Below are 15,129 nucleotides of genomic sequence, written 5' to 3' on the forward strand. Positions count from 1 at the left end.
CAGGCGACGCGGCGACAACCATAACAAAAGAGACCCCGATCATGGCACACAGCCCCGCCCCTGACCAAGGCAACGACGTCACCCGCAACGCGCTGTACCGGCGCATCACCCTGCGGCTGATTCCGTTCATTTTCATCTGCTACCTGTTCAACTACCTGGACCGCGTCAACGTCGGCTTTGCCAAGTTGCAGATGCTCGACGCCCTGAAATTCAGCGAAACGGTGTACGGCCTCGGTGCCGGCATCTTCTTCATCGGCTACGTGCTGTGCGGCCTGCCCAGCAACCTGGCGCTCAACCGCTTCGGCCCGCGGCGCTGGATCGCGCTGATGATGATCGCCTGGGGCAGCCTGTCCACCTGCCTGCTGTTCGTCACCACCCCCACCGAGTTCTACACCCTGCGCCTGCTCACCGGCGCCGCCGAGGCCGGCTTCTTCCCAGGCGTTGTGCTGTACCTCTCGCGCTGGTTCCCGGCCGCGCGGCGTGGCCGCATCATGGCCCTGTTCATGTCGGCGATCCCGGTTTCCGGCCTGCTTGGCGGGCCGTTCTCGGGTTGGATTTTGCAGCACTTCGCCGCAGGCCAGGGCGGCCTTGCCGGCTGGCAGTGGATGTTCCTGATCCAGGGCCTGCCCACCGTCGCCCTTGGCGTGCTGGCCGTGGTGCTGCTCAGTGACAGCCACCAGAAGGCCGCCTGGCTGAGCCCGGCCGAGCGCCAGCTGATCGATGCCGACCTTGCCGCCGACGCCGCCGCCAAGCCCGCCACCAGTGGCGATGGCGTGCTCGCCGTGCTGACCAACCCGCTGATCTGGACCTTCGGTTTCGTCTACTTCTGCATCCAGAGCGGCGTGTATGCGATCAACTTCTGGCTGCCATCGATCATCAAGAACATGGGCTTCGACAACCCGCTGCTGATCGGCTGGCTCAGCGCCATCCCGTACCTGCTGGCCGGGGTGTTCATGATTCTGGTGGGCCGCTCGGCGGACCTTCGCAACGAACGCCGCTGGCATTTGGTAGTGCCGATGCTGATGGGCGCGCTGGGCCTGGTGATCGCGGTGAACTTCGCCGGCCAGCCAGCCATTGCCATCCTCGGCCTGTCCATTGCCACCATGGGCGCCCTCACCGGCCTGCCGATGTTCTGGCCAATGCCGACCGCCCTGCTGAGCGCAGGCACCGCCGTGGCGGGCCTGGCGATCATCAACTCGGTAGGCCAGATGGCAGGCTTCCTCAGCCCGTACCTGGTCGGTTTCATCAAGGACCAGACCGGTTCCACCGATGCCGCGCTGTATGCGCTGGCGGTGTTGATCGTGGTCGGTAGCCTGGTGGCGCTGCGCGTCTCACGCGCCGGCAACCCCGCCCTGGCCCGCGCCAACTGACGCGTCCCCTGTAAGAGCCGGCTTGCCGGCGATAGGGCCCTGAACGCCAACACAAGGTATTGTGTCGGCTCTACAGGCCTCATCGCCGGCAAGCCGGCTCCTACAAGGACCGGCGCATGCTGATCGACGAAGAACTCACCCTTAAAAAGCTCGAAACCTTCCTCGCCTTCATGCGCACCGGCAACCTCGGCCGCGCCGCCGCAGAACTTGCCACCAGCGCCGTCAGCGTGCACCGCGCCATCCACTCCCTGGAAAGCGCCCTGCGCTGCCCCTTGTTCAAGCACGAAGGCCGCCAGCTGATCCCGCTGGAAAGCGCCTATGTGTTGGAGAAAAAGGCCCGCCAGCTGATCCAGGACGCCGAACAGATGGTGCGCCACACCCGCGAGGCCGCAGGCTTCTACGCCGAGCGCTTTCGCCTGGGCGCGCTGTACTCGCTCACCGTCAAGACCGTGCCCAAGCTGGTAATGGGCCTGAAGCTGCGGCGCAGCGAGCTGAACATCGACCTCACCCTGGGCTCGAACATCGACCTGCTGCACCGCCTGAAAAACCACGAACTGGACGCCATGCTGGTGTCGCTGGACGAAAGCGTCAGCGACCCGGCCTGCGAGCAGTTGGCGTTGTTCTCGGACGATATCTTCCTCGCCGTGCCCACCGACTCCCCCTTCGCCGAACAGGCCGAAGTGGACCTGGCGGACCTAGCCGACTCCACCTTCATCACCCTGACCCAGGGCTTTGCCACCCACCGCGACGGCGCGCGGGTGTTCCAGCAGGCCGGGTTCGAGCCCAAGGTGGCAATGCAGGTGAACGATATCTTCACCCTGCTGAGCATGGTCAGCTCGGGGGTGGGCTTTGCCCTGCTGCCGGGGCGCATCGCGGCGGTGTACGAGAACCGCGTGCGGTTGATTGCGCTGCAGCCGCGGTACCGGTTGCAGCAGCATATCGGCGTGGTGTTTTTGAAGGCGCGCGAGCGCGAGCCAAACCTGTTGGCGTTGTTGGCCGAGTGCAGGATGTATAGCCGGGAGGTTTGAAGACCTGGCAGTTTTGCCAGGGGCGGTTCACGGTGGGTATTCGTATGCTTCACCTTCGAAGGCAGTGCTTTGCAACGAGGGACACATGAACCAACAACGCTTTTTCTACTGTGCTGAACGACTGCATCTATACCTGGCGCACAATCGGGCTCTCGTGTGGTTGCGCAGCCCCACTGCGACATTGGCAGAACGGGATGATGGTGTTCATTTGCTGCTAACCGACACGCACGAATCGATCCTGGCCCGTCATGGCACACTGCCAATGCGCCCATTCGCCTATAACGCCTATGGTTTCGATAGAGCAACTGGGGAAGGACGGTTGGGCTTCAACGGTGAATATCGAGCAGCAACGATAAACAGCTATGTGTTAGGCCAGGGTTATCGTTTTTACAATACCGTCCTGATGCGATTCAACGCGCCTGACAGCTATAGCCCGTTTGGCGAGGGTGGTGTTAATGCCTACGCTTACTGCATGGCAGACCCAGTCAACTCAGTTGACCGAGATGGGCATATGCCAATTCGTTCCAGGACCCCCAGCCCCCCCGGACTCAGTTCCCGCCGCTCACCGCCTGCGGCTCGCAGGCCGCAACCGGACGCCCTCGGAGATGGGCATATGCCACAACGTTCCAGGTCCCCCAGCCCCCACAGCTTCCCCCCACCCAGCCCCCGAGGCTCGCCACCTGCGGAACGCAGGATGCAACCGGCCGCCCTCGGAGATGGGCATATGCCACACCGTTCCAGGCCCCCCAACCCGCGAAGCCTCACCGCACCCAGACCCGACAGCTCCGCCGTCGTACTAAGGCAGGGGCAGCTAACGCCAGTCAGTTCGTCTGCCAATGTTCGCTCGAGCCTGGAGAATCTGCTCGAGGCGGCTCGACAACACAGGCTAGAAAATCAATCACGTTTGCAGACACCCGACCAGACGCGGGACAACGTGCGCGGTTCAAGAAGCACTTCGCGCTGATCAATATCGACCGGGGCCCTGAAGGGCCCCGCTTCTCACCCCACCAACCCCCGCACACAGAAATACAGAATCGAAGGCCCCATCAAGCACCCCAGCCCGGTATGGAAGGTCGCGGTCAACGCACCATAAGGCACCAACCGCCGGTCCGTCGCCGCCAACCCCGCAGTCACTCCGGACACCGTCCCGGCCAAGCCGCCGAACACCATCGCCGAACGCGGGTTGTCCAGGGCCAGCAAGCGCGCCGACACCGGCGTAAAGACCATCACCAGAATCGCCTTGATCAACCCGGTGGCAATCGACAGCGCCATCACATCCGAACTCGCCCCCAGCGCCGCACCGGTCACCGGCCCGACGATATAGGTCACAGCCCCGGCACCGATGGTGGTCATGCTCACCGCATCGCGGTAACCAAACGCCCAGGCCACGCAGGCACCGACAATGAACGGCAGCACCGTGCCCAGCAGCAGCGCCACCGCACCGATCATGCCGGCCTTGCGCGCCTCGGTGGCCTGCACCTCGAAGGCCGTGGCAACGATGGCGAAGTCGCGCAGCATGGCACCGCCCATCAGGCCGATGCCGGAGAACAACGCCATGTCGGCCAGGCCCTTCTGCCCGCCGGTGAGCGTGCCGCCTACCCAGGCCAGCACCAGGCCGATGACGATGGCGATGGCCGAGCCGTGCACCCGGCCGAAGGTCAGGTACTTCGACAGCAGCACCGACAGCCACATGATCGCGCCCACCACCGCAAAAGCGGTGATCAGGCCGTTGTGCTCCAGGGCATTGTCAATGATCGGCCACATATCAGCGCCCTCCCGCAGGCACGGCCTGCGCTTTGGCCGGTGACGGGGCGTCCAGCGCCGGCAGGGGCTCGCCGCGGTGGCTGCGGCTGATCAGCGCGATGGTCAACCCGCACACCAGTACCGCGCCGACGGCGCCAAGCAGTGCCACCGGCCCGCCGTGCAAGGCAGTGACCACGTTCTGCTGGGCGGCCATGGCCACCACCACCGGGATGTACATGGCACCCCAAAAGCCCACGCCGAACTCGCACTCCTTGCTCATGCCGCCGTGGCGGTGCATGTACAGGCGTGCGCAGATCAGCAGGATCATGGCGATGCCCACCCCGCCCACATTGGATTTGACGCCCAGCAGCACGCCCAGGAAGTCGCCGACGATAACGCCGGCAAGCGTGCATACCGCCAGCAGAGCCACACCATAGATGATCATTGTTGTTGTCCTCAGCTTTTGTCGAAGTTGCTTGTTGTTGTTCTTCGAAACGCTTTGCTTGGTACCGCATGTACGAGGGTTGCAGGGGCCGTTGTGCCGCATGCCCTGGGGGTCAATGCCTGCGCTGCACCTCCCGACGCAGCAAGGCGTCCACTGTATCGGCCCGGGTGCTTTCCAGGGCCACTACCCTGCCCTGTTCCAGCACCGGGCGGGCCAGGCCGCTGAGCACGCTGCCCGGTGGCAGCTCCACTTGCAGGCGCACGCCGCGCTCGAAGGCGGTGCGCAGCAGCCCGCGCCAGTCCACCACCCGCGCCATGTTCCAGGCCAGGTCATCCTTCAACTGCACAGGGTCGAACACTGGCCGCGCGCGGGTGCCGCTCAGCCAGGTGATACGCGGCCGGCGCAGTTGCACCGGCTCGAAAGCGGCCGCAAGCTCCGCGGCGGCGCCATTGAGCAGCCTGCAATGGGACGGCACGCTGACCGCCAGCCTGCGGGCCACGCCCCGGCCCTGGGCACGGCGTGCAACCTCGGCCATGGCACTGTCGCTGCCGGCAATGACGATCTGGTTGTCGCTGTTCAAGTTGGCCACGAAGGCCTCGCCCGCCACCTCGGCCAGCAGTTGCTCGACACCCGCCAGGTCAAGGCCGCTCAAGGCGGTCATGCCATAACCTTGCGGGTAGGCGCGTTGCATCATTTCGCCGCGCAGGGCCACCAGGCGTACGGCATCGGCGAAGTCCAAAGCATCGGCCACCACCGCAGCCGGGTAGGCGCCGATGGACAAGCCCGCTACATAATCCGGCGCCGGGCTGCGTTGCAGCAGCCAGCGCGCCCAGGCCACACCTGCCAGCAGCAGGCACAGCTGCACGGCGCGGGTGCCCTGCAAGGCATCTGCTGTGTCCAAAGCCAGCACCGCCTCACCCAAGGTATCGCTGGCCTCCTCCAACAGGCATTCAGCGCCCGCCGGCAAGGCATGCAGCATGCCCGGCTGCTGCGCGCCCTGGCCCGGGAAGGCGAACAGGCTGCTCATGCTGCGCACTCCAAAGCCAACCACGGGTCGCTGACCAAGCGTGCTCCGCTGGCTGACTTGAGCAGTACCCGGTTAGCCGGGCCTGCCCATTCGCGCAGGGCGATGGCGCCGGCCGGGGTTTCCAGTTGCAGGTCGATACGGCATGGCGCGCAGTCGAGGATGTCCAACAAGTCCTTGGCGGCCCGGCGGGTGAAAGGGGTTGGGGTGCGCAGCAACAAGTCCAGGTCGCTGCCTGCGTGCAATACATCAAGGCCTGTGGCCAGGTGATAACCAACGCCTCCGGTGGGGCCCCAGTGCAGGCCGGTGGCGGCCAGTACCGGGGCGATCGATACCAGAGCGTCAATCGCCATCGCGGGGCAAGCCCGCTCCCACGCAGCAGTTGCACCATCAACGTAGGAGCGGGCTTGCCCCGCGATGAGGCTCTCCGGGCTTACCACATGGTCGATATCCACCTCCCGCATAAACCCGCCCCAACGCTGCGCCCGCCCATGCCCGCGCACCCCGACCGCCACCCAGCCATCACTGCACCGGGCACGGCGCACCACCACCGGCTGGCCGCCAGCCAGCACCTGCGCCGCCCACTGCGGCGCATCGTCAGCCAGCATCTGCGGGGTCATCCCCCACAGCAGGTCGTGGGCACGCGGGGCGCTCATCTCAGGCCTCCTGCCACTGGCTGCGCAGGCGCTCGCGCACCTGGCGCGAGGCCTGGCGATGCTCGCCCCCCAGGCGCGAGGCCAGGTCGGTGGACTGGCCGATATCGCGCACCGCATCGGCCAGGCAAGCCCGTACCGCCGCAATGTCCGCAGCCTCTGGCCGCTCGGCATTAGCCACGCTCAAGCGCTTCCACAGCAACCCCAGCGAGGCGTAGCTGTGCAGGTCATAGGCCATCGGCGGCACCTCGGCGGCCAGCGCCTCCAGCGCTTCGACACTGCGCAAGGTAATGCGCGCTGCGGCGGCCTTACCCATGGCATGCACCATCACGCCGCTGTCATCCAGCGCGATCAGGCGCTGCGCCTGGTAGCCATGGGCCAGAAACGCCCCGGACATGGCCTTGCCCACCAGCAGGCCGATCACCGGGTGCCCGGCTAAACGCGCCTGGGCATAGGCCTCGACAGCGCCGGCCAGGGCCTGGTGAATACCCAGCGCCTCCTCACGGCGGCCATAGGCCTGGCTGGGCACGTCGATCACCGCGACGATGGCGCGCTTTTCGCTATTGCGATCCGCTTCCACTGCCTCGCTTACTGCCTTGGCCAGACCCCAGCCTTCGAGCAGGCCGACTTCACCTGCGCGGGCCCTGGGGAACGGATTGTGCCCATCGGGCACCACGGCGATGAAGCGCGCCAGGCGGTTGTCCAGCTCACCATCAACCACCTGCAGCGAGGCCGGGTAACCCGCCAGCGGTTCACCGCCGGCCAGGCCCGGCAGCCAGTTCAAGGCACGGTTCATGAGGCATCTCCTTGGTAAAGGGCACGCACGGCGGCGCCATCCAGTTGCGCGATGTCCTCGCCCAAACTGCCGAAGCGCTCCAGGTAACGGGCGTATTGCCCGGCGCGGTTGGCCGAAGGCGCATCCAGCAACTGCAGCAGTTGCTGGCGAATGCTGTCGACATCGTCGGCCACATAGCCGTCCACCAGGCCGCTGGCATGGCGCTGTTCGCCCCCGGTCAGGCTCCAGATGAAGGGCCGGTCGCCGGCGTTGTATTCCTCGATGCCGGCCTCCTGCTCGATCACCTGCGGGCCATTGAGCCCCAGGCGCGCCTCGCGGGTAACCAGCAGGTGGCTGCACAGCCCGGCGGCGATGGACATGCCGCCAAAGCAGCCGACCGTGCCGGCAATCACCCCGATTACCGGCTGATAACCGCGCAGCTCGACAATAGCGGCCTGGATCTCGGCAATGGCCGCCAGCCCCAGGTTGGCCTCCTGCAGGCGCACGCCGCCGGTTTCCAGCAGCAGCACGGCGCAGGTGGGGATGCCGTTGCGGTTGTCCTCCACCGCCAGCTCCAGGGCGCCGGCGATCTTCGCCCCGCCCACCTCGCCCATGCTGCCGCCCTGAAAGCCGCCTTCGATAGCAGCCACCACGCAGGGCCGGCCAGCCAGGCGGCCCTTGGCAATGACCACGCCGTCATCGGCCTGGGGCACGATACCCTGGCGCGGCAGCCAAGGTGACATCAGGCGCTCGAACGGGCCGAGCAGTTCACGGAAAGTGCCGCTGTCCAGCAGCGCCCGGGCGCGCTGGCGGGCGCCCAGTTCGACGAAGCTGCGGTTGTGCAGCAGGCGGGCGGTATCAGTCATGGCCGATCTCCTCGAAGCCTTGTTCCAGGCGCAGGCGCACCACGCCCGGGGTGGCGCCGAAATCATGGATGTCGATGTTCAGCGCCGGCAGCGCGCGGCCGGCGAACAGGCGCTCGAACAACTGCGCCCAGCGGGCTTCGCTGCCGTTGACCGAGGTCACCACCTGAATCTGCAGGCTGCCCTGGGTGCCGGGCTCGATCAGCACTTCAAGGTCGCCGGAGCTGACGCAGCCCACCAAAGTGCGGCCGCGCCCGGGCGCTTGCGCAGGAAATTGAAAGTTCAGGGTTTGCATGTCACAGGCCTCCGGCCGCGTCGAGGAACAGGCAGGCGGCCAGCAGATCGGCGGCGCCGCCCGGTGAGGCATTCAGTTGCAGCAGCTGCGCATCGAGCCTTCGCAGTTGGCGGCGCCCGGCCAGGGTTGCGCTGCCGCCTTCGCCGAGCACGGCCCGGGCGCCCTGTTGCACGGCTTGCAGGCCTTCAGTACCGGCGCGCCAGAGCACACAGGTATCGCCCAGGGTGGCCATGATCGCCAGCAGCGCATCGAGCCGGGCATGGGGCTCGCTGCAGCCTGCGTCGCGGCTGCGGTGCAGTTGCACAAGGCCGTGGTCGATGACCGCCGGGAAGCCCAGCTGGGCTTGCTCGCGCGCACCGCCCATGCCGTGGCGCTGGCGTACCTGGCTGCCGTGGCTGTGCTGCGCCGGGCAGGCCGGGTCGTCGAGCAGCGCAATGCGCCCGGCGCGGCTGGCCAGAGCTCGGGCATCGGCGTGGCTGCCCAGGGCCCTGGCGGCCACCAGCAGGCCCAAGGCCCAGATGGCGCCGCGATGGGTGTTAACCCCGCCGGTGGTGGCGAGCATGGCGGCCTCGCCTTCGCGGCCGATGCGGCCCAGGTCGGCGCGCAAGGCCGGGGTGATCGCGCCATGCTGTTGCGCCGCTTGCGCCATGTGCTTGAAGCACGGCCACAGGGCCAGGGCCGAGGCGTGCATCAGGGCCAAGCTCATGTCGTGGTGGGCGCCGTTGCTGCGCCGGTCCACCAGGCCCGGTTTGGGCGACAGGTCGGCTTCGTCGAGCAGGGCCTCTACGGCAAGGTCGGCAAGGTGGTCGGCCAGGGCGACGGGGCTGGCCTGTATCGGCCCTTTCGCGGGCAAGCCCGCTCCCACAGGGACCGCATGAATTTCAAGCTCGGTGTCTTTAACAGGGATCACCAGGGCCTGCGGCACAGCGCCGTAACTGTGGGAGCGGGCTTGCCCGCGAAGAAGCTGATGCGGTTTCAAGTCATGGGCAGTCATTACCAGCTCCTGAACCGTGCAGGCGGGTTGTAGAGGCCGCCGGACCACTCCACCAGCTCGGCGATGCTGCGTGCGGCGAGCAGTTCGCGGCTGGCATCGGTGCGGCGAATGCCCAAGTCCTCGGGCAAGGCCACCAGGCCCTCGCGGCGCAGGCGCTGGGTGTCGGCAGGGTCATGGCGCAGGCCGATGGCGGTCACCCCGGCCACGGCGGCGATCATCTGCCGACGCTCTTCCAGGCTGCGCGCCTTGTACAGGTAGGCGATGCCTTCTTCGGTGAGCAGGTGGGTGACGTCGTCGCCGTAGATCATCACCGGGGCCAGGGGCATGCCGGCTTTTTTCGCCACCTCAACGGCATCCAGGGTGTCGACGAAGGTGGGCTTGCCGCCCTCCTGGTAGGTTTCGACCATCTGCACCACCAGCTTGCGGCCCCGCTCCAGCAAGGTGTCGGGCACGGTCATGTCGAGCCAGGCCGGGGTGGCATGGCGCCGGCCGCGCGGGTCGTGGCCCATGTTCGGCGCACCGCCAAAGCCTGCCAGGCGGCCACGGGTCACGGTGGAAGAATGGCCGTCGCCGTCTACCTGCAAGGTGGCGCCGATGAACAGGTCCACCGCGTACTGGCCGGCCAGCTGGCACATCATGCGGTTGGAGCGCAGCGAGCCGTCACGCCCGGTGAAGAACACATCCGGGCGCTGGGCGATGTAGTCCTCCATGCCAAGCTCGGTGCCGAAGCAATGCACGCTGTGCACCCAGCCGGTTTCGATGGCCGGTATCAGGGTGGGGTGCGGGTTCAGCGTCCAGTTGCGGCAGATCTTGCCCTTCAGGCCCAGCGACTCGCCGTAGGTGGGCAGAATCAGCTCGATGGCGGCGGTGTTGAAGCCGATGCCATGGTTCAGCGACTGCACCTGGTGCTTTTCGTAGATGCCGCGGATCGCCATCATCGCCATCAGCACGTGCACCGGCTTGATGTGGCGCGGGTCGCGGGTGAACAGCGGTTCGATGTAGAACGGCTGGTCGGCAACCACCACGAAGTCCACCCAGGACGCCGGAATGTCCACCCGCGGCAGGTCGTCCACCCGCTCCACCAGCTGGTTCACCTGGGCGATGACGATGCCGTCGCTGAACGCCGCCGGCTCCACCAGCGCCGGGGTGTCCTCGGTGCTGGGGCCGGTGTACAGGTTGCCGTCGCGGTCGGCCATGAAGCCGGCCACCAAGGTGACGTTGGGGATCAGGTCCACCAGCAGGCGCGAATACAACTCGATGTAGGTGTGGATGGCGCCCACTTCCAGCAGGCCGTCTTCGAGCAACTGGCCGATGCGCAGGCTCTGCGGCCCGGCAAAGCTGAAGTCGAGCTTGCGGGCAATGCCACGTTCAAACAGGTCCAGGTGCTCGGCGCGGCTGACGCTGGGCAGGATCATGTGCAGGTCATGCAGGCGCGCCGGGTCGGCCTTGGCCAGCGAACGGGAGAGAAAATCGGCCTGCTTCTGGTTGTTGCCCTCCAGCACCACCCGGTCGCCAGGGGCCAGCAGCAGCTCCAGCGCCTCGACGATGCGCTCGGTGGGCAGCACCACGCCATCGGCCAGGTGGCTCACGCGCTCAAGGCGGCGCTGTTTCTCGGCACGCCGGCGCGACCATTGCGGCGGTGGATTCTTCATTGTTGTCATTGGGTGACTCCACGGGTTCGCTGTCGTGGAATCACCTTAGGGCGCAGGCAAGTGCTGCATCAATCAAGCAGACCGTCGATTCATTACGCTAAGGTTAACGATGACCAAGCGGTCAGGCTGTCTAATTGGTGGAATTGCCACTATTATGCCACTACGCGTTTCATTCAACGGTCACTCAATCGTTGTACTAGGATTCGAAGCGCTTTCGCGCCGCTACAGGACAGGCAGCGCCAACCTCAACTGACTCACGGACGACACCATGCCCCCACACCTGCCCTTTCCCCAGATCGGCAAAGCCATCGCCAGCACCGGCAGCCAGCAGTTCCCGCGCCGGCTGCACGACCTGATCCGCACCCAGCTGACGGTCGATGCCACGCATATCCGCCAGTCGCGCATTGCCTCTGGCGAAGGCGAAGCACCACTGTTGTGCGAAACCGTGCTGTCGCACCCGGCCATCACCCTGGGCGACCCGGCGCGCCTGCAAATGGCCCGCAGCAACAATGGCTACCACTACCAGATCACCGTGCTGCGCGCCGCCCAGGGCGATGCCTTCACCTTGTCCGAACGGCACTTGCTCGAGGACATCTCGCCGCTGCTGCTACCGATGCTGGAGAAACACGGCGATGCCCTGCACCCGGAGCCGCCGGCGGTTGGCGAGTCATTGCCGGCGCGTTTTCTCGAGCGTTTGCAGCAAAGTGGCCTGAGCCTTTCCGAACGCGAGCGCCAGGTGTGCCTGGGCCTGCTGGCCGGGCACACCGCGCCGCAACAGGCCGAGCTGCTGGCGTTGAAGGTCAACACGGTGGAAAGCTACCTGCGCCGTGCGGCGATCAAGCTGGGCATCAGCGGGCGGCATTCGCTGATGCGCTGGATGTACGGCGCCCAGGTACCGGCGCGGCATCATTGACCTCAAATCCACAGGTACAGCGATGGATTCAGCGCCTTGCACGATCCTGTGGGAGCGGGCTTGCCCGCGAAGCAGGCGACGCGGTGCCTGGCACCGGCTGCGCCGGTGTTCGCGGGCAAGCCCGCTCCCACAGTGATCGCACCAGCTTTTAGAAATTGAGCAAGACAGTTGCTCCCACCGGGGCCGACAGCGGTTATCACTCAATCCCGCGCCAACGCCTCGATCGGGTCAAGCCTGGCGGCGTTGCGCGCCGGCACAAAGCCAAACACGATGCCGATCAACGTCGAACAGGCGAACGCTGTCACCACCGAGCCCAGCGAAAACACCATCTGCCACTGCGACACGAACAGGGTGAACAACGAGCCGATACCATAGGACAGCCCGATCCCGATCACCCCGCCGATCAAACACACCATCACCGCCTCCACCAGAAACTGCTGGCGAATGTCCGACTGGCGCGCCCCCACCGCCATGCGGATGCCGATCTCGCGGGTACGCTCGGTCACCGACACCAGCATGATGTTCATCACCCCGATGCCCCCCACCACCAGCGAAATCACCGCGATCAGCGACAGCAGCAGGGTCAGCGAACGGCTGGTCTTCTGCACCGTCTGCATGATGCTGTCGAGGTTGTTGGTGAAAAAATCCTTGGTGCCGTGGCGCTGCAGCATCAGCGCGTTGACCTCCTGCTCCACCCGCTTGCTCGGCACGCCGTCGCGAATGCGCACGCTGATGCTGTCCAGATGGCGCTGGCCGAGCACGCGGCCGGCGGCGGTCTCGTAGGGCAGCCACACGTTCAGGCCATTGTTGGCGGCGAACAGGTTCTTGTTTTCGGCGGTTACGCCAATCACCGTGCACGGCAGGCTGCCCAGCAGGATCACCTGGCCGAGCGGGTCGACGCCCTCGCCGAACAGGCGCTGGCGGGTGTTGTGGTCGATCACCACCACCTGCGCCTGGCGCCGGGCATCGTCGGCACTGAACGGGATGCCGGCATCGAAGCGGATGTTGCGCACCTTGAAGTAGCGTTCGTTGACGCCGTTGAGCTGCACGTCCACATCGATGTTGCGGTAGCGCACCAGCAGGCTGCGGCCGATCACCGGGGTGGCGCTGTCGACGTAGTACAGCTGGTTCAGCGCAGTGACATCCGCCGGCAGCAGGGTTTCGATGGACTTGGCCCGGCTGTCGCCGAAGTTGCTGCCCGGGTAGATGTCGATGGTGTTGCTGCCGATCGCCTCGATATCGCGCAGCACATAGCCCTTGGCGCCCTCGCCGATGGCCGAGATCGACACCACCGAGGTGATGCCGATGATGATCCCGAGCATGGTCAGCAAGGTGCGCATGCGGTGCGACACCAGGGCGATCCAGGCCATGGCAAAAGCTTCGCGAAACAGCCCGAAGCCTGCCACCAGGCGCCGTGGCCGCGGTGCCTCGCTGGCAGCAGGCGCAGGTTCTGCGGGCACTTCCAGGTCCTGGCGGTTGCGCCGGTCGCTGACGATCTGCCCGTCGCTGACCTCGATGATGCGCTCGGCATGGGCCGCCACCTTGGGGTCGTGGGTCACCAGAATCACGGTGTGCCCCGCTGCGTGCAGCTCCAGCAAGATGCGCATCACCTCCTTGCCACTGGCGGTGTCCAGGGCCCCTGTGGGCTCGTCGGCAAGGATCACCTGGCCGCCGTTCATCAGCGCCCGGCAAATGCTCACCCGCTGCTGCTGGCCGCCGGACATCTGGCTCGGCCGGTGGCCCAAGTGCCCGGCCAGGCCCAGCCGGGTCAGCAACTCACGCGCCCGCTCATGGCGCTGGCCCTGGGGGGTGCCGGCGTACACCGCAGGTATTTCGACGTTGCGCAGCGCATCCAGGTGCGGCAGCAGGTGGTAGCGCTGGAAGATGAACCCGAAGTGGTCGCGGCGCAGCGCCGCCAGGGCCTCGTCGTCCATGTCGCGGGTTTCCTGGCCGCTGACCTGGTAGCTGCCGGCGCTGGCGTGGTCCAGGCAGCCGAGGATGTTCATCAGGGTCGACTTGCCCGAGCCCGAGGCGCCGATGATCGCCACCAGCTCGCCGGCCTGGATGCTCAGGTCGATCTCGCGCAAGGCCAAAAACTCGCGGTCGCCCGCCATGAAGCTGCGGCTGACGCCGCGCAACTGCAGCAAGGCCGGCTGCTGCCCGACGCCCTGGGGGCACAGGGTGCCCGGTGCAACGCTCATGTTCATGCTCAGGCCCCCGCCAGGTCGCCGACCGGCTCGCCGATCACCACCCGGTCGCCTTCGGCCAGGCCCGCCTTGACCTCCACCTTGACGTTGTTGTTGATGCCCGCCTGCACGTCGCGCACTTGGGCCTGGCCCTTGGCATCAAGCACCCGCACCCGGTAGCTGCCATCCTCGTTACGCGCCCCCAGGGCGGCCACCGGCACCATCAGCACCGCCTGGGCGGTATCGCGCACGATGCGCACCTGGGCAGTCATGGCAATGCGCAAACGGTGCTCGGGGTTGGGCACCTCGAACAGCGCGTTGTAGAACACCGCGTTGTTCTGCCGGGTGCTGCTGCCGCTGGTCTTGTCGGTGGTTTCCAGGTAGTCCTGGGGCGCCGGCTCCGTGCCGCGCAGGGTGGCGTAGTAGCGTTTGTCCTCACCGAGGATGGTGAAGTACACCTGCTGGCCGGGGCTGATGTGAATCACGTCGGCCTCCGACACCTGGGCCTTGACCGTCATGGTGTCGAGGTCGGCCAGCTTGAGGATGATCGGCGCCAGTTGCTGGGCGATCACGGTTTGCCCCTCCTGGGTGACGATACCCACCACATCGCCATCGATCGGTGCATTGATGCGGGTGTAGTCCAGGTTGACCTTGGCCGTGTCTACCTGCACCTGGGCGCTTTTGATCTGCGCATCGAGCGAGCGCAGGGTGGCCAGTTGCACCTGGTACTGGGACTCGGCGTTCTCGTAGTCCTGGCGCGACACCGACTCGTCGCTCTGCAGCGCCTTGTAGCGCTCGTACACCCGCCGCGCCTGCTGCAACTGCGCCTCGGTGGAGCGCCGCTCGGCGCGCAGTTTTTCTTCGTCCACCTCGGCCTGGCGCAGGGTGTTGCGCAGCACCAGCGGGTCGATCTCGGCCAGCCACTGGCCCTTTTGCACCTTGTCGCCAAGCTTGACCTTCAACGAGCGCAACTGCCCGGACACCTGGGCGCCGACGTCTACCTGGCGGATGCCTTCGAGCACCCCGGTGGCCAGCACGGCGTTTTCGATATCGCCGCGCTCCACCGTGGCGGTGATGTACTGCGGCGGCTTGGCCGGCGCCTGGATGGCGTACAACGCCACCCCCGCCACCAGGGCCACGGCAATGCCGAGGCCGATCTTGCGCGTTCTGCTCTTGTCCATAAAACGC

The 15,129-nt window shown here is 66.4% G+C and carries 15 protein-coding genes; 4 read left to right on the forward strand and 11 right to left on the reverse strand.

What is annotated here, in order from left to right; translation table 11 throughout:
- Window positions 1–41: 41 nt before the first annotated feature.
- The 3 genes from KSS93_RS17395 (at window position 42) to KSS93_RS26980 (ending at window position 3,362) form a co-directional block, all read left to right on the forward strand.
- Entirely contained in the window at window positions 42–1,370 is a 1,329-nt protein-coding gene (locus tag KSS93_RS17395; RefSeq protein WP_217885221.1) for an MFS transporter, read from the forward strand.
- A gap of 116 nt (window positions 1,371–1,486) precedes the next feature.
- Window positions 1,487–2,398, forward strand: a complete 912-nt coding sequence (locus tag KSS93_RS17400) for a LysR family transcriptional regulator (protein WP_217843337.1) — start codon at window positions 1,487–1,489, stop codon at window positions 2,396–2,398.
- Between the two features lie 262 nt (window positions 2,399–2,660).
- Window positions 2,661–3,362 (forward strand): RHS repeat-associated core domain-containing protein, encoded by a 702-nt coding sequence (locus KSS93_RS26980; protein WP_437182131.1) that lies wholly within the window; start codon window positions 2,661–2,663, stop codon window positions 3,360–3,362.
- A gap of 35 nt (window positions 3,363–3,397) precedes the next feature.
- Here the strand turns inward: KSS93_RS26980 and madM are convergent, their stop codons facing one another.
- From madM to mdcA, 9 genes are all read right to left on the reverse strand, one after another.
- Window positions 3,398–4,162 (reverse strand): malonate transporter subunit MadM, encoded by a 765-nt coding sequence (gene madM / locus KSS93_RS17410; protein WP_217843336.1) that lies wholly within the window; start codon window positions 4,160–4,162, stop codon window positions 3,398–3,400.
- A gap of 1 nt (window position 4,163) precedes the next feature.
- A complete protein-coding gene (madL, locus tag KSS93_RS17415; RefSeq protein ID WP_217885223.1) occupies window positions 4,164–4,586 on the reverse strand; it encodes a malonate transporter subunit MadL in 423 nt (140 codons plus the stop codon).
- 112 nt (window positions 4,587–4,698) lie between these two features.
- Window positions 4,699–5,613, reverse strand: coding sequence for a malonate decarboxylase subunit epsilon (gene mdcH, locus KSS93_RS17420; protein WP_217885224.1), 915 nt, complete (start codon window positions 5,611–5,613; stop codon window positions 4,699–4,701).
- A complete protein-coding gene (locus tag KSS93_RS17425; protein WP_217885225.1) occupies window positions 5,610–6,266 on the reverse strand; it encodes a malonate decarboxylase holo-ACP synthase in 657 nt (218 codons plus the stop codon). The genes mdcH and KSS93_RS17425 overlap by 4 nt, the downstream gene beginning before the upstream one ends.
- A gap of 1 nt (window position 6,267) precedes the next feature.
- Window positions 6,268–7,059 carry a biotin-independent malonate decarboxylase subunit gamma gene (gene mdcE / locus KSS93_RS17430; RefSeq protein ID WP_217885226.1) on the reverse strand — a complete coding sequence of 264 codons (792 nt, stop codon included), beginning with the start codon at window positions 7,057–7,059 and terminating at the stop codon, window positions 6,268–6,270.
- On the reverse strand, window positions 7,056–7,904 hold the full coding sequence (locus KSS93_RS17435; RefSeq protein ID WP_217885227.1) for a biotin-independent malonate decarboxylase subunit beta: 849 nt from the start codon (window positions 7,902–7,904) through the stop codon (window positions 7,056–7,058). Before KSS93_RS17435 ends, mdcE begins: the two co-directional genes overlap by 4 nt.
- A complete protein-coding gene (locus tag KSS93_RS17440) occupies window positions 7,897–8,196 on the reverse strand; it encodes a malonate decarboxylase subunit delta (protein WP_217885228.1) in 300 nt (99 codons plus the stop codon). Before KSS93_RS17440 ends, KSS93_RS17435 begins: the two co-directional genes overlap by 8 nt.
- Window position 8,197: 1 nt before the next feature.
- The gene (locus tag KSS93_RS17445) at window positions 8,198–9,190 is read right to left on the reverse strand and encodes a triphosphoribosyl-dephospho-CoA synthase (RefSeq protein WP_217885229.1); all 993 of its coding nucleotides are present in this window, start codon (window positions 9,188–9,190) and stop codon (window positions 8,198–8,200) included.
- Window positions 9,190–10,851, reverse strand: coding sequence for a malonate decarboxylase subunit alpha (gene mdcA, locus KSS93_RS17450; protein WP_217885230.1), 1,662 nt, complete (start codon window positions 10,849–10,851; stop codon window positions 9,190–9,192). Before mdcA ends, KSS93_RS17445 begins: the two co-directional genes overlap by 1 nt.
- A gap of 259 nt (window positions 10,852–11,110) precedes the next feature.
- On the opposite strand from mdcA, the gene KSS93_RS17455 reads away from it, so the two are divergent.
- Window positions 11,111–11,755: a helix-turn-helix transcriptional regulator gene (locus KSS93_RS17455; RefSeq protein ID WP_217885231.1), complete on the forward strand. Its 645-nt coding sequence runs from the start codon at window positions 11,111–11,113 to the stop codon at window positions 11,753–11,755.
- 200 nt (window positions 11,756–11,955) lie between these two features.
- Here the strand turns inward: KSS93_RS17455 and KSS93_RS17460 are convergent, their stop codons facing one another.
- Both KSS93_RS17460 and macA read right to left on the reverse strand, forming a co-directional pair.
- Window positions 11,956–13,956 (reverse strand): MacB family efflux pump subunit, encoded by a 2,001-nt coding sequence (locus KSS93_RS17460; RefSeq protein ID WP_217885232.1) that lies wholly within the window; start codon window positions 13,954–13,956, stop codon window positions 11,956–11,958.
- 8 nt (window positions 13,957–13,964) lie between these two features.
- The gene (gene macA, locus KSS93_RS17465) at window positions 13,965–15,122 is read right to left on the reverse strand and encodes a macrolide transporter subunit MacA (RefSeq protein WP_217885233.1); all 1,158 of its coding nucleotides are present in this window, start codon (window positions 15,120–15,122) and stop codon (window positions 13,965–13,967) included.
- Between the last annotated feature and the right edge of the window lie 7 nt (window positions 15,123–15,129).

It is taken from the genome of Pseudomonas xanthosomatis (genome assembly GCF_019139835.1).
Taxonomy (GTDB): domain Bacteria; phylum Pseudomonadota; class Gammaproteobacteria; order Pseudomonadales; family Pseudomonadaceae; genus Aquipseudomonas; species Aquipseudomonas fakonensis.

What these genes read in the sequence shown, in the direction of transcription:
- madM (WP_217843336.1), bottom strand. Translation starts at nt 4,162, where the DNA reads ATGTGGCCGATCATTGACAATGCCCTGGAGCACAACGGCCTGATCACC.
- mdcA (WP_217885230.1), bottom strand. Translation starts at nt 10,851, where the DNA reads ATGACAACAATGAAGAATCCACCGCCGCAATGGTCGCGCCGGCGTGCC.
- KSS93_RS17460 (WP_217885232.1), bottom strand. Translation starts at nt 13,956, where the DNA reads ATGAGCGTTGCACCGGGCACCCTGTGCCCCCAGGGCGTCGGGCAGCAG.
- macA (WP_217885233.1), bottom strand. Translation starts at nt 15,122, where the DNA reads ATGGACAAGAGCAGAACGCGCAAGATCGGCCTCGGCATTGCCGTGGCC.
- KSS93_RS17400 (WP_217843337.1), top strand. Translation starts at nt 1,487, where the DNA reads ATGCTGATCGACGAAGAACTCACCCTTAAAAAGCTCGAAACCTTCCTC.
- KSS93_RS17425 (WP_217885225.1), bottom strand. Translation starts at nt 6,266, where the DNA reads ATGAGCGCCCCGCGTGCCCACGACCTGCTGTGGGGGATGACCCCGCAG.
- KSS93_RS26980 (WP_437182131.1), top strand. Translation starts at nt 2,661, where the DNA reads ATGCGCCCATTCGCCTATAACGCCTATGGTTTCGATAGAGCAACTGGG.
- KSS93_RS17435 (WP_217885227.1), bottom strand. Translation starts at nt 7,904, where the DNA reads ATGACTGATACCGCCCGCCTGCTGCACAACCGCAGCTTCGTCGAACTG.
- KSS93_RS17440 (WP_217885228.1), bottom strand. Translation starts at nt 8,196, where the DNA reads ATGCAAACCCTGAACTTTCAATTTCCTGCGCAAGCGCCCGGGCGCGGC.
- KSS93_RS17395 (WP_217885221.1), top strand. Translation starts at nt 42, where the DNA reads ATGGCACACAGCCCCGCCCCTGACCAAGGCAACGACGTCACCCGCAAC.
- madL (WP_217885223.1), bottom strand. Translation starts at nt 4,586, where the DNA reads ATGATCATCTATGGTGTGGCTCTGCTGGCGGTATGCACGCTTGCCGGC.
- KSS93_RS17445 (WP_217885229.1), bottom strand. Translation starts at nt 9,190, where the DNA reads ATGACTGCCCATGACTTGAAACCGCATCAGCTTCTTCGCGGGCAAGCC.
- KSS93_RS17455 (WP_217885231.1), top strand. Translation starts at nt 11,111, where the DNA reads ATGCCCCCACACCTGCCCTTTCCCCAGATCGGCAAAGCCATCGCCAGC.
- mdcE (WP_217885226.1), bottom strand. Translation starts at nt 7,059, where the DNA reads ATGAACCGTGCCTTGAACTGGCTGCCGGGCCTGGCCGGCGGTGAACCG.
- mdcH (WP_217885224.1), bottom strand. Translation starts at nt 5,613, where the DNA reads ATGAGCAGCCTGTTCGCCTTCCCGGGCCAGGGCGCGCAGCAGCCGGGC.